Consider the following 13,907-nt stretch of genomic DNA (forward strand, 5'->3'; position numbering starts at 1 on the left):
TGCCTTTAACCGGGGTCTCCAAATTTGACCCTAGCCTTATCTGTTTAATGTAAGACAGAGAACTCTGTTCGTTTGTCTGGGGTAATCCAATGTACAAACCTAATTTAGCCAGTCTTGAAACTGGTTACCGACTCAGCCAGCTTGGCTGGAACCAACGTTTTCAACGCCAACTTGATCTGGAAGAGCTGGAGCAGTTTGACTGCGCCAGAATTACTGAACATCATCGCAGTGAATACCGGCTGCTAGGTGAAACCGGCAATATAACCCTGGCAATTCGCCCGACCATGCCTGAAATGGCAGTGGGAGACTGGATTCTGATCGACAAACAAGGTCAGTTTGTCCGGTTGCTGGAGCGTGAATCACTGTTTCAGCGCAAAGCGTCTGGCCCTCGGGTTACGCAACAATATATTGCTGCCAACATAGATACCGTGTTTATCGTCTGTTCAGTCAACGACGACTTTAACCTGAGCCGCATCGAACGCTACCTGGCCGTGGCACGTCAGGCCCAGGTCGAGCCGGTGGTTGTTCTGACCAAAATCGATTTGGTCGCAAACTGGCATGAACTCAGGCAATCACTGCAGGCTATTGACCCACTGATGTCTATCGAAGCGGTCAACGCCTTGGAACCATCCAGTCGCGATAAACTGCTGGACTGGTGTGGTAACGGTAAAACGGTCGCTTTGGTCGGCTCATCTGGTGTCGGCAAGTCAACTCTGATTAACACCTTGCTTGGCTTGGAATGCCAGCTGACCGGTTCCATCAGAGAAGATGACAGTAAAGGCCGACACACCACGACTGCTCGTTCGTTGCATCTAATGCCATCAGGAGGCGTATTAATTGATACTCCGGGAATGCGGGAGCTGCAACTGACCGAGTGCGCCGACGGTGTCGCAGAAACCTTTAGTGATATCGAACAGCTGGCCGAACGTTGTCGCTTCAGCGATTGCGAGCACAGCAGTGAACCTGGTTGTGCCGTCACTGCTGCCATAGAAAGCGGAGATTTAGATTCGCGCAGGCTGGATAACTACCGAAAACTGAAACGGGAACAAGCCCGCAACTCGACCAGTCTGGCAGAGCAGCGAGCCAAACACCGCCAACAGACAAAGTTGTACAAATCGATTCAAAATGACTCGCGCAAGCGAAATATGAAGAGTTAACAATTCAGGGGCTACGGCCCCTTTTTAATCACAGATTGTTAACAAAATCCAACATAAAATATCAAAAATTCTACGTGCCAGTAATTTTTAATGCTAAATATCAATTAAATCTAGACACAACCTCTCGCATAGTTACTATTAGCTTTGTTAGTAATTCATTTTGAATTTAACTTACTTTCGCCCAAACATATTGATGGTATAAATAATTATGCAACAGTCTAACGTAATAGCCCGTTTTGCCCGGGGTAATCTGGTACTGCAGATACTTACCGGTATTATATTCGGTGTTGCCCTGGCAACCATTTCTCCTCAGTCTGCCCAAAGCGCGGGTATTCTGGGTAACCTTTTTGTTGGTGCGTTGAAAGCCGTCGCCCCCATTCTTGTATTCATTTTAGTTGCGGCTTCTATCGCGAACCAGAAGAAGAACCAGCACACCAACATGCGTCCTATCATCGTTCTATACCTGGTAGGTACCCTTGCTGCCGCGTTAACGGCTGTGGTATTGAGCTTCTTGTTCCCAACAACCTTAACTCTGGTTGCGGGCGCGGAAGGCACCACACCACCACAGGGTATTGCCGAAGTTCTGAACACGCTGCTGTTCAAACTGGTTGATAACCCGGTCAATGCGCTAATGAATGCAAACTACATCGGCATTCTGGCTTGGGCTATTGGTCTGGGTCTGGCCCTGCACCATGCATCTGGAACGACTAAAGCGGTATTTGAAGATTTGAGCCACGGCGTTTCACAAATTGTGCGCTTTATTATTCGCCTGGCACCGTTCGGTATCTTTGGTCTGGTGGCGTCTACTCTTGCAACTACCGGCTTCTCTGCGTTGGCAGGTTATGCTCAGTTGCTGGCTGTACTGCTGGGTGCAATGTTCATCATCGCACTGGTGGTTAACCCGATTATCGTATTCCTGAAAACCGGTGAAAACCCTTACCCACTGGTGTTCCAGTGTCTGCGTGAAAGTGGCGTAACGGCGTTCTTCACCCGCTCAAGTGCGGCGAACATTCCGGTTAACATGGCACTGTGTGAAAAACTGGATCTGGACGAAGACACTTATTCTGTTTCTATCCCACTGGGTGCAACCGTCAACATGGCTGGTGCTGCGATCACTATTACCGTACTGACTCTGGCAGCAGTACACACTGTGGGTATTCAGATCGATATCATGACAGCTCTGCTGCTGAGCGTAGTTGCTGCAGTCTCTGCGTGTGGCGCTTCTGGTGTTGCGGGTGGTTCACTACTGCTTATCCCACTGGCGTGTGGCCTGTTTGGTATTCCAAATGAAGTAGCGATGCAGGTTGTTGCGGTTGGCTTTATCATCGGTGTGGTACAAGACTCCGCTGAAACTGCCCTGAACAGCTCTACCGACGTAGTCTTTACCGCTGCAGTATGTAAATCTCTGCAGAAAAATAATGACGCGTAATCGTTATTGCTGAAAAGAAAAAAACCGCCGCATGGCGGTTTTTTTTGTTATTGAGATTTGTCCATGTTGGTCGAGGAAAAATCCAGTGAGTTTAATTTGGGCGCTTCAGTCACGCTTGCCTGTAGCGGCGCATAATTGAGTGGAGGTTCCGATGCAACAAGTCCCGACCGGTCACTTTGAGGGATGGCTTCACTCTCCGTTTGCGTTTGAGCTTGGCTCTCTGCCACACGCTCAGCGGCCTGCAGCAAATCCAGGCTCTCTTCGTTACCGGAGTCTTCTTTGAGTAACGGTACCTTGCGTTTGTACAGCTTATTTAACGCACGGATGATGGTGTGTTTGCTGGTATCGCCAGTTTGAATCCTACGGATCAGTGGCTTAGCCAGGGATTGCAGACCGACCACATTATCAACGCCGATTTTTAGTGCCACTTGATCGCGCAGGGTTTTCGCTTTCGGATAACCCATTTGCGAAGCGAGAAAAAGCCAGATATAGGCGATGGCATTGCCGCTGCTGCCCCAGTCATTCCAAGCTTCGCCGGCATAAAACATCGCCTGGGCATTACCCTGCTCTGCGGCCCGCTCCAGCCAGTAACAGCCCTGCAAATGATCCTTCTCTACTCCGATACCATTTAGGTAATTCAGCCCCAACTTCATGCAGCCTTCACTGCTCTTATGCTGGGCGGCACGGCGATACCAGTAGCTTGAATCGGCAAGTTTAGGTTCCACATTATGTTCAGACTGACACCAATCGCCAAGGAACAGCATGGCGTCAGTATTGTTCGCTTCCGCGGCCTGAGTCATCATTTCCAGAGCTTTAGTGGTGTTCTGATCAATACCCCGGCCATGGAACAGCGCTATCGCAGCGTCAAACTTAGCCATATGATCGCCTTCCATCGCGGAGATGCAGGTTTTCCAGTATTTGACCTGCTCTTTGAGCACCAGATCCTGGCGCATACGATCACTGACACGAACGATACCGTACATGCCGGTAATGTTGTCCAGCTCAGCGGCCTTTTGATACCACTGCAGAGATTCGACCAGATTAGTGCGCTCCGCTTCTTTCGCCAGATATAAAATCGTCGGAACATGACCGTTTTCAGCTTTTGCGATTCGTTCTTCATGCTCTTGTTTACGACTTTTTTCCAGCGCTTTACGATAAGCGGTTTCACGCTCACGCTTTTCAAGCTCAAGACGTTTTTTTTTCAACGACAACGCAAACATCCACGCGACCAGCAGTAACAGAGCCAATCCCGCTGCGCCTATTGCTATACCTATCACACTCATCCATTACACTTCTATCAGATGCCTGGCTTTACTGTTTACTATCGGCCGCCAGGCGCAATTCTTGACTATCTTTCGAATGATTATGTCACAGCAATCAAAATGCCATTGCCTGATTGAATCAAAGCGTGATAATGCTCGGCAAAATAACCAAGCCTGTCGTGAAAAGGGCTGAGCTAAATTCACCCGTGTTTACCATTGATAATCTGGAAGCTGAAACCACCTCCGTTTTATCAGCCAACTCAATGTACATAAATTGGTGACACATTATTTATGTAACTGAGCAATCTTACTTAAAAAGCTATCCCGCAAGTGTTCCTGGTCGTAGTTCAGTTCATAGGTATTGTGAAACCCCATTCGCAGTTCTACCCCGTTCCCCCGCATATAGATGTTATAACCATCGTAATCGGTAAACGCTTCAATGCCCTGATACATTTTGCCTAGTTCGGTCGGAGTGCCATTTTCCATTACCGTTTCATAGGCATGCAATATCGCGGTTGGGTCTAATTCGTTTTTCACATCAAACTCCTGTCGTAAAACTTAATCACAGTTAAAGTATGTAAAGTTCAGACTGATTTCGCCAATCCAGTAGCACTTAATTTATAACACACTGATTTATCGATGATTTAATACAAAACCACTTGTTTCACTTCGTGTTTTTTCTTATTAAAAACACTTAAAAATCAACCTTAAAGCGTAATAAAACAGGATTAATCGGCAAAAATTGACCGAAAACAATAGCGACAACCGACAACTTATTTTATAATGCAAATTAATGGAGCGATGGGGCGCTTAATCACCCTGAAAACATGAGCGATACAGTATCGCGCGGGTTGAAAACATCGGCAACGAATTGAGAAGTAGAGGCATCACATGAGACTAATCCCATTAAATAATGCAGCACAAGTCGGTAAATGGGCGGCGGCACACATCGCAAAGCGTATCAATGAATTTCAACCAACCGCCGAGCGTCCTTTTGTTTTGGGTTTACCGACTGGCGGAACTCCGCTTACGACCTACAAAGCACTGATTGAACTCTACCAGGCTGGCCAGGTGAGTTTTAAACACGTGGTGACATTCAACATGGACGAGTATGTGGGTATCCCTGCCGATCACCCTGAGTCATATCGCTCATTTATGTTTAATAACTTTTTCAACCATGTTGATATTCAGCACGACAACATCAATCTGCTAAACGGCAACAGTGACGACCACGATCAGGAATGCAAGTACTACGAAGAAAAAATTAAATCTTACGGCAAGATCAACCTGTTTATGGGTGGTGTGGGCAATGATGGCCATATCGCTTTCAATGAGCCAGCATCATCACTCTCTTCCCGCACCCGGATTAAGACTCTGACCGAAGATACCCGTATTGCCAATTCACGATTTTTCGATGGCGACATCGATCAGGTACCTAAATACGCACTGACTATCGGCGTAGGAACCTTACTCGACGCAGAAGAAGTCATGATTCTGATCACAGGTCATAATAAAGCGTTGGCACTTCAAGCTGCAGTTGAAGGTTCAGTCAACCATCTTTGGACAGTATCAGCTCTGCAACTGCACCCTAAAGCAGTGATGGTATGTGATGCCCCTTCAACCCAGGAACTGAAAGTCAAAACCGTAAAATACTTTACTGAACTGGAAGCAGAAAATATCAAAGGTTATTAACCCATTTTTAAAGGCATTTTTTGGGGTTATTGCGTCGTACTTGTTGCGGCGCTTTTTTTGTTTCCGCCAATCAAATAACGCCCAATGTAACAAATCTTTGTCAGTCTTTTCACTGGACGGTACCTCTCTTTAAGGCTAGCGTTTATAGTATTGTGCAGATACTCAATTTGCTGACGATAGGAACATATCCGGTGCCGAGAATTCTCAGCCGTAATCTTTATTTCCTCCTTTTTTCTTTGCTGCTGGCCGCATTCATCTCTGGCTGTGCCGGTACAGTGCGCAATGATTTCCCCGACAAAAATGCCAGTTTTCACCTGGGCTATCAGCAAGGGTCTAAACTGGACCGCTATTTTTCCGAACTCAATGTCGACAGCAGCAACAAAACCGGTTTCTATCCCCTCGCAACCGGCCATGATGCCCTGCTGGCCCGACTGGCGATTATTGATGCTGCCGAACACAGCCTGGATGTGCAGTATTATATCTACCGTGACGATGAAACCAGCCAGTTGATGACTTGGCGGCTCTACCTGGCAGCCGAACGCGGGGTACGGGTTCGGGTATTGCTTGATGATATGCAAAATCGCAATGATGAAAATATGGCTTATCTAAGTCAGCATCCCAATATCGAAATCCGGCTGTTCAATCCACACCAATACCGCAGTGCACGCGGTCTGGCGATGTTAAGCGATATGTCGCGGCTGACCCGACGGATGCACAATAAATCGTTAACCGCAGACAGCGTGGCGGCTATCGTCGGTGGGCGAAATATCGGCAATGAATACTTCTCCTTTATGTCTTCGGTTGAGTTTGCCGACTTTGACTTGCTCTTGATTGGTAATACAGTGCGCCAGACCGCTGAGCAATTTGATATTTACTGGAATAGCGAGTTTGCCGTTCCAATTGAGCTGATTGTGCCGGGACAGGGCAGGTTTCAGCCGCAAAAGATTGAATCCTGGATGGCGGATTCTAATATCAAACAATACTTTTTTGCCGGTCAATACGACTTAACCCGGCTGCCGCTATATCAGAAAATGGTGCAAAAGCAGCTGAAGTTCTACTGGGGCAAAGGGGAACTTTGGTACGATTTACCAACCAAAGTCGAAGACAGTAACAGTCTATTGGTGGATAACCTGTTGCAACTGTTGCAGCACGCAGATAACCGACTGCTGCTGATTTCCCCCTACTTTGTCCCGACAGAGGCCGGTACTCAAGCGTTAATCAAAGCCGTCAAACAAGGCAAAAAGATAACCGTAGTCACCAACACACTCGCTTCCAACGATGTGTTTGCGGTACACGGCTGGTATGCAAAATATCGTCAGGCTTTGGTAGAAGGTGGCGTGGAATTGTGGGAAGTAAAAGCCAATGCCAGCTTGAAAAGTCGCTGGAGCCTGACCGGCAGCAGCCGGGCCAGCTTACACGCCAAAATGATGTTGATCGATGACGATCAGCTGTTTGTCGGTTCAATGAACTGGGATCCCCGCTCGGCAGAGTTAAACACCGAATTAGCCGTGGTAGTCGAACAGCGGGATTATGTCGCCAAGACGCGACGGGAAATTTTCGCAGAACTGCGTGAAAATGCGTATCAGCTTCAGGTCAAGGATGGCGAGTTAGTCTGGTTCGATCCGCTCAATCAGCAACTGTTGACCGATGAGCCCGGTGCGAGTATCTGGCGCAAGCTGGGCGCCTGGTTTGCCGGTTGGTTGCCAATAGAAGACCAATTGTAGCGGGAGTCCAGAAGGCCGAATATGCGCAACTGAACTAACCTGCTGAGGGTGGATAAAAGACAACAAAGGCCCATCAAGGATGGGCCTTTGTTGTGGAGTTTTGGTCGGTTAGAATACGTAAGCGTAACGTATTTTGTATGTCGCTTCGGTACCTGTGACATAACCGCCTAGTGGCGAATCTTCGCCGACATAGCGGGTTTTCATATCGGTGGATTTTTTATTGACCATAAATTGCTCATGGACAAACATCAGCTTGTGACGCTTGTCGGCCGTCAGGTTGGCCGTCAAACCAAATTCCAGCTTGAGGGTTTGTCCTAAATCATCGGAATTCCAGGTCGCATATTGGGGATGGAAAGTGGCGCTAAAGGTGTCGTTGAATGCGTAATCCATCTTAACGTTTAATTGGGCACCGTTGTCTTTGATTACATCACCACCAGTCGTTTTAATATCGATCGCCGCCAGAGTGGGGTTCGCTCGCAGACAAAAACTATCCCAACAATTTTGGTAGGCCAGACCTACCGCGCCAATGTTTGGGCCAGCGCCTTGCCAGTCGCCTTTGATCAGATCCACAGACATACCGTAGTTATCATTCCAGAAGCCGTACGCCCAGTTGCGCGCAACGGTAATTTCACCGTTACGATCCCACTTGGCTGCGGTAATGTTGTTCCAGTTTAAACCCAGAAAATCCAGGTTAACCGCTTGCAGAATCGTCTCGACTTGTTGTTTATCCTTTTTGTCGGTCGGTTGCACCGTTTTGGCTGTTTCAAATCCGACGATACCGACTAAAGTGGTGGCTGATGCGTGAGCTGGAATCATCGCTGCGCTGGCTAATAGCGCGCTACCAAGGAGCTTAAGTTTCATGTAGGACCTCAAGAATGTTATCGAAACAAGGGAACAGGGAAAGATCCCGCGAGTCTACACAATTAATGCTCAACGCAACTGTTAGTTATTATTCGAATAATCAATAGGTATCGGCAAACCGGCTACGCCACCACGATTTCTAAATCGACAAAACCGAATTGATCAATCAGGCGCTGCTTAAGGCGCTGTTTTCTCTCCTGCCAGTCTCGGTTACTTTCTGCCGCGATCACCGGCTGGCTGACCACCAGAATGATCAGATAGCTGGAACCGGTTTTACTGATACTGTAATCGCTTAGTGCAATCCCCTGTTGGTCGTATTCAGCCAAAACCATCTGCTTAATGGCCTGGTACTGCTGCTGGTTCTGTAATTTCCCGCCTACCAGTTCGATAAACGCCTGCTTTATAATTTTTACCGGTTGGCCGAGCATCAGCAGTGCCAGAATAATCACCAAAATGGCATCACCTATGTACAACAAGAAATCAAATTTAGAACCGACCGGAACGAATCCTATCACCACCAATATACTACCAGTGGCCGCGGATAATATTCCATCAATCATCGAAGAGCGCTGATCGACTTTTAACATGCCGCTGGCCATCTGAATCTGTTTGTTTTTATGGTGGTAAGAGAAGGCCAGCGCAAAACAGATTGCGACCATGGCGAGCGCATAATAGATGATAATACCGGTTTTAATTGGCGCGATTGCCTCCCCGGACAAATATTGAATCACCTTGGAACCATTGCCCGTCAACGCTGCAATAATTACCCCTAATAGCAGCAACCCTTTCATCAAGGCATACAGAGCTTCAGTAACAAACAGGCCAAATGGAAACTTCTCCGAACGATGACTTTTAATGGCAGAGATTTTCAGTGCCACGATAGAAGTCAGAAACAGTATGAATGACATGTTGCCATCCAGTAGCAACGCCTGAGAGCCTGAATAGTGGTAAGCCACCCAACCGGATACAGCCATCACCGCATTGGCGATAATTCCCAGTCGAATCGCGCCCTGCTCCACGCGAACGATTTCATTTTGCATCAGTAGTGTCCCTCTGACTCTTGACCGGCAAAGCCCAATGACAGTCGTCGATTTGGTTTAAGACCCTCATCTTAGCTAAGAGTTGTTATAAAATCATTTGCTTTGAACGCCGTTACGCTAAACTAAACAAGAGCTTACCTTTACTGTATTAAGCTACATGATCATCACGACTGAACGACTTCGCTGTTTGTGGAGTGCAGGCCGGTTGCTAGCTGAACCACGGTAGCAATTTAGTAGCACTTCACACTTTGGTGATTCAACGCCGTTCTACGCCCCCATAATTGAGACGTGGGGAGGATCTTTTGCCGATATCCATCCAGTAGCCTATGCTCAGTCCAATAACGGGATTGAATATGAAAAAGTATACGGTTTATCAAGTCTTCACCCGCCTGTTTGGTAACCAGACCACCAGCCTTACGCCATGGGGCACTATTGAGCAAAATGGTGTGGGAAAGTTTAGTGATTTTACCGACCTGGCACTTAGTGAAATCGCCAAGCTGGGTATCACTCACATCTGGTATACCGGTGTGCCTCATCACGCCATGGTGGCCGATTATCAACAATACGGTATTGAAAACGATCATCCGGCGGTGGTAAAAGGCCGAGCCGGCTCTCCTTATGCCGTGAAGGACTACTATTCGGTTGATCCGGACCTAGCCGACGACCCGGCGCAGCGGAATATTGAATTTGATCAGCTGATTGCGCGCACTCACAGAGCGGGCATGAAAGTCATCATAGATATAGTCCCCAACCATGTCGCCCGTTGCTACCGGGGCCTAAATAATCCTGCCGGAGTGCATGATTTTGGCAGTGACGATGACAACAGTGTTGAATACGCCCGTGACAACAATTTCTACTATCTGCCGGAAGAGCCCTTTCAACTGCCCGACTTCCCGGATGACATGTTGCCACTCGGTGGCGAACTTCACCCGGCAATGCAGAAACCGTATCAGGAAGTCCCCGCCAAATGGACCGGCAACGGCGCGCGCAAAGCCAAACCCGATCTCGACGACTGGTACGAAACCGTAAAGGTGAATTACGGCGTCCGACCCGATGGCAGCAAAGATTTTGCACAGCTGCCCGACGAGTTTCGCCATCATTCGCATCAGGACCATTTTGAATTCTGGCAACTGCAGTCTGTGCCTGATTCCTGGATTAAATTTCGCGATATCGCCCTGTATTGGCTTAATAAAGGCGTGGACGGCTTTCGCTATGATATGGCCGAGATGGTTCCGGTCGAATTCTGGAGCTATCTCAACTCTTCGATCAAACAAGTCAACCCGAACGCATTCCTGCTGGCAGAGGTATATCAGCCACAGCTTTATCGGGACTATATTCAGCTCGGCAAAATGGATTACTTGTATGACAAGGTGGACCTCTATGACTCGTTAAAAACTATCGTACAGGGTCATGGCTCAACGAGCGCGATTGGCCGCATCCAGTATCAGCTGCGCGATATCGAGCACCATATGCTGCATTTTCTCGATAACCATGACGAGCAGCGATTTGCTTCACCGGAATTTGCCGGAGACGCCGATAAGGCACGCCCGGCTATGTTGGTGTCGACCTGTCTTTCTTCGTCTCCAACCATGATTTATTTTGGCCAGGAAGTTGGTGAACCCGCAGCGGAACAGGCAGGATTTGGCCAGCCTTCCCGCACCTCCATCTTTGATTATGTCGGTGTGCCACACCACCAGCGCTGGATGAACCAGGGCAAGTTTGACGGTGGTCAGCTTACCGAACAGGAAAAACAGCTGCGCCAGTTCTACCAACGACTGCTGAACCTTAGCCTGACCAGCCCGGCTCTGGTAGGAGACTACCATGATTTGTACGGTGATAATTTCGCTAATTTTGCCGATATGCCGCACCAGTTATTCGCCTTTGCCCGCAGCTGCGCCGAGCAAAAACTGATTTTGGTGGCTAATTTCAGCCCGGACAGAGACACACATATAGACCTGATGATTCCGCAAGGCCTGATTCAATATTGGGGCATTGCAGATGGTGATTACTTACTTACCGATAAGCTCACTCAAGACTGCTACACATTGCAGATAACGGATCAAATCGGCACTATCGCGCTCGATTTAGCGCCACTGGCCAGCCTTTTACTGGAGCTGGAACAGGAGCGTATATCATGATACTACCATTTATCTACCACGGTCAGAGCGACCGCTGGTTAACCAGACAAGACGATCAGCTGGTGCTGACTCTGGCCACCGAGAAAGCCACCCGATTCACGCGGGTACAAGTCCGCCATGAGCCGGACAACGAAGAATACCTGGTCGACATGACACTCTGTGGTGGAACAGAGCAGCTTAATTACTGGCAGGTGACCATTAGCCTCAACCGTGACCGGGACGTTAGTCACTATGCTTTCAAGCTGTTAACCGACCGGCAGCAGTTCTGGCTCGATGGTAAAGGGGTGCACGGCCGCGTACCCGGCCGTGAGAGTCATTTCAAATACAATGCCCGCCATCAGCCACCTGAGTGGGTCTGTCAGCAAGTTTTTTATCAGATCTTTCCCGACCGCTTCTGCAACGGCAAACCGGACATCAGCGTCACAAGCGGTGAGTATCTTGTCTCAGGCGGCCGCAAATCTGTGGTGGCAAAACAGTGGGGAGAGCCTGTAGATACCGAAGGCAACATCGGCAGCTGCGAGTTTTACGGTGGTGACCTGTACGGTGTGGAAAGCAAGCTGGATTACCTGCAACAGCTTGGCGTTACGGCACTCTACCTTAACCCGGTTTTTACTGCGCCGAGTAACCACAAGTACGATACCGCGGACTACTACCACATTGACCCTCACCTGGGCAGCAATCCGCATTTCGCCAGGCTGTGTAGCAACATCCATCAACGGCAGATGAAAATTATTCTCGATGCGGTATTTAACCACACCTCGACTGAACACCCCTGGTTTAACTTACAGGGGCTACACCCGCAAGTGGGCGCTTACCAATCAGCCGATTCGCCCTATCGTGATTACTACTTTTTCAGCGGCGACAGCCAGCAGTATATCGGCTGGAAAGGCATTACGAGCCTGCCGGTGCTGAATTTTGATAACCCGCAGGTACGCGACTGCATCTACCAGGGCGAAGATGCCGTGATCAAGCACTGGCTGAAACCACCCTACTCGGTGGATGGCTGGCGCTTTGATGTCATACATATGCTGGGAGAAGGTGAAGGGGCCAAAAACAACGCCCACTATGTGCAGGCATTTCGAGATGCGGCCAAACAGGTCAACCCGGACTGTTACGTACTGGGCGAGCACTTCTTTGAAGCGACCCAGTGGCTGCAGGGCGATCAGGAAGATGGCGCGATGAACTACTACGGCTTTGCCCACCCGGTTCGGGCCTTGCTGGCCAAACAGGACATCGCTTTCGACCCGATTGATTTGAGCGTCAGTGACTTTATTGATTGGCTGGCCGAGGCGCGTTCCAAACTGCCCTGGCCCAATCAGCTGTCGCAGCTGAATCAACTCGACAGCCACGATACCGCCCGCTTTTTACACCTAGTCCAAGATCAGCCCCGCCTGTTCAGGCTGGCCGCCACGCTGCTGTTTAGCTATGTCGGTACACCTTGCCTCTACTACGGAACTGAGCTTGGCATGCTGGGCAGCCACGATCCGGATAACCGGCGCTGTATGCCGTGGCAAGATGTCGACAGCTCTGCAGAATTGCCCTTTTTCCGGCAGTTAATCCAGATCCGACGTCAGCATCAGGCGCTGCAGATGGGAGACTTTATGCTGTTATACCAAGATGACCACTGCTTTGCCTTTGCCCGCCAGTACCATGAAGATACTGTCATCGCGGCGTTTAATCTCAGCCAGGCAGAGATCACTGTCACCTTGCCGGTCTGGCAGTTGGCTGGAGATAAAACGCTGTGGCGCGATTTGCAGCAGTCCGGTAGTTTTACTGGCAACAACGACACCGTATCCATCAGCGTACCTGCCCAGTCCGGCCTGTTGCTCGCTTAGCAACACGCAACTGACAACGGCTAAAAAAGACCCTCCGTACGGAGGGTCAAGGACGCATAAAGAATTCAACTAATCCATAAACGAATTGCCGCTTGTCACTACTTGGCGTTGACCGCCTTAACAAACACTTCCTGAGCCCCTTCAATATTGAGCGCCTTAGCTTCATCCAGCAGGCTAAGCGCTTTCGGAATCTGGTCTGCCTCTACCGCTTGTTTAATCGCGTTATGGTAGTAGGCCTTGGTATCGGGTTGAACGGCTATTGTGCTTGCCGCCACTTCAGTTTTCGGCACATTCGGTGCTGAAGGTGACTTTGAATCACTGGCTAACTCGTCGAAAATAGAACTGGTGCGAATTGATACCCTCACCTCACCAAATTCTTTATGGGTTACAACTGGATCGGGAATCTTAGGCGGTTCATTGCGTTTAGCAATCGCAAATGCTTTAGCCGGATGAAGTGTGACGGTATTTTGGCCTATATCCTCTGGCGTGGTATAGATTAACGCATACACCTTAGCGACAGTGGTTGGTAAAGAAATGGAGACTTCACCATGCAATTTGTCTAAATTGAGGAAGTCATTTCGATCGTAGTCAAAATTGGCCGAACTAAAAGTTCGCAGCAATTTGAAATCCTGGTCATACAGAGCCAAAGACGGTGAATAGACTCCCAGACTTTGAATAACACTTGATAACTCAATAATGACCTGTGACTGAGTCGGAACAAACGAAAATCCCGCTACGGGAGTGACGACTCCGTCGCTATTCAACCGTT

11 protein-coding genes are annotated in these 13,907 nt (G+C 48.9%); 6 read left to right on the plus strand and 5 right to left on the minus strand.

The annotated features are described in order from the left end of the window. Positions 1-89 precede the first annotated feature (89 nt). Together rsgA and sstT are read left to right on the plus strand one after the other, a co-directional pair. Positions 90-1,157 carry a ribosome small subunit-dependent GTPase A gene (gene rsgA / locus ACQY6F_RS04840; protein WP_428772620.1) on the plus strand — a complete coding sequence of 356 codons (1,068 nt, stop codon included), beginning with the start codon at positions 90-92 and terminating at the stop codon, positions 1,155-1,157. A 208-nt stretch (positions 1,158-1,365) separates the two neighbouring features. Further along, entirely contained in the window at positions 1,366-2,586 is a 1,221-nt protein-coding gene (sstT, locus tag ACQY6F_RS04845; protein ID WP_428772622.1) for a serine/threonine transporter SstT, read from the plus strand. Between the two features lie 47 nt (positions 2,587-2,633). Here sstT and ACQY6F_RS04850 read toward each other — a convergent pair whose 3' ends face one another. Further along, positions 2,634-3,869, minus strand: a complete 1,236-nt coding sequence (locus ACQY6F_RS04850) for a tetratricopeptide repeat protein (RefSeq protein ID WP_428772624.1) — start codon at positions 3,867-3,869, stop codon at positions 2,634-2,636. Between the two features lie 264 nt (positions 3,870-4,133). Then, positions 4,134-4,385, minus strand: coding sequence for a DUF3081 domain-containing protein (locus ACQY6F_RS04855; protein ID WP_428772625.1), 252 nt, complete (start codon positions 4,383-4,385; stop codon positions 4,134-4,136). A gap of 354 nt (positions 4,386-4,739) precedes the next feature. On the opposite strand from ACQY6F_RS04855, the gene nagB reads away from it, so the two are divergent. Together nagB and ACQY6F_RS04865 are read left to right on the plus strand one after the other, a co-directional pair. Beyond that, positions 4,740-5,540, plus strand: coding sequence for a glucosamine-6-phosphate deaminase (gene nagB / locus ACQY6F_RS04860; protein ID WP_428772626.1), 801 nt, complete (start codon positions 4,740-4,742; stop codon positions 5,538-5,540). A gap of 191 nt (positions 5,541-5,731) precedes the next feature. Further along, a complete protein-coding gene (locus ACQY6F_RS04865) occupies positions 5,732-7,264 on the plus strand; it encodes a phospholipase D family protein (RefSeq protein WP_428772628.1) in 1,533 nt (510 codons plus the stop codon). 108 nt (positions 7,265-7,372) lie between these two features. Here ACQY6F_RS04865 and ACQY6F_RS04870 read toward each other — a convergent pair whose 3' ends face one another. Both ACQY6F_RS04870 and ACQY6F_RS04875 read right to left on the minus strand, forming a co-directional pair. Continuing rightward, positions 7,373-8,125 carry a hypothetical protein gene (locus tag ACQY6F_RS04870; RefSeq protein ID WP_428772630.1) on the minus strand — a complete coding sequence of 251 codons (753 nt, stop codon included), beginning with the start codon at positions 8,123-8,125 and terminating at the stop codon, positions 7,373-7,375. A gap of 122 nt (positions 8,126-8,247) precedes the next feature. Then, positions 8,248-9,165 (minus strand): cation transporter, encoded by a 918-nt coding sequence (locus tag ACQY6F_RS04875; protein WP_428772631.1) that lies wholly within the window; start codon positions 9,163-9,165, stop codon positions 8,248-8,250. 353 nt (positions 9,166-9,518) lie between these two features. Between ACQY6F_RS04875 and ACQY6F_RS04880 the strand changes: the two genes are divergently transcribed. After that, a complete protein-coding gene (locus ACQY6F_RS04880; RefSeq protein ID WP_428772633.1) occupies positions 9,519-11,303 on the plus strand; it encodes an alpha-amylase family protein in 1,785 nt (594 codons plus the stop codon). After that, positions 11,300-13,138: a maltodextrin glucosidase gene (malZ, locus tag ACQY6F_RS04885; protein ID WP_428772635.1), complete on the plus strand. Its 1,839-nt coding sequence runs from the start codon at positions 11,300-11,302 to the stop codon at positions 13,136-13,138. Before ACQY6F_RS04880 ends, malZ begins: the two co-directional genes overlap by 4 nt. A 98-nt stretch (positions 13,139-13,236) precedes the next feature. Here the strand turns inward: malZ and ACQY6F_RS04890 are convergent. Further along, on the minus strand, positions 13,237-13,907 hold a 671-nt coding region (locus ACQY6F_RS04890), incomplete at its 5' end, for a MalM family protein (protein ID WP_428772636.1).

It is taken from the genome of Vibrio sp., from assembly GCF_050299255.1.
Taxonomy (GTDB): domain Bacteria; phylum Pseudomonadota; class Gammaproteobacteria; order Enterobacterales; family Vibrionaceae; genus Vibrio.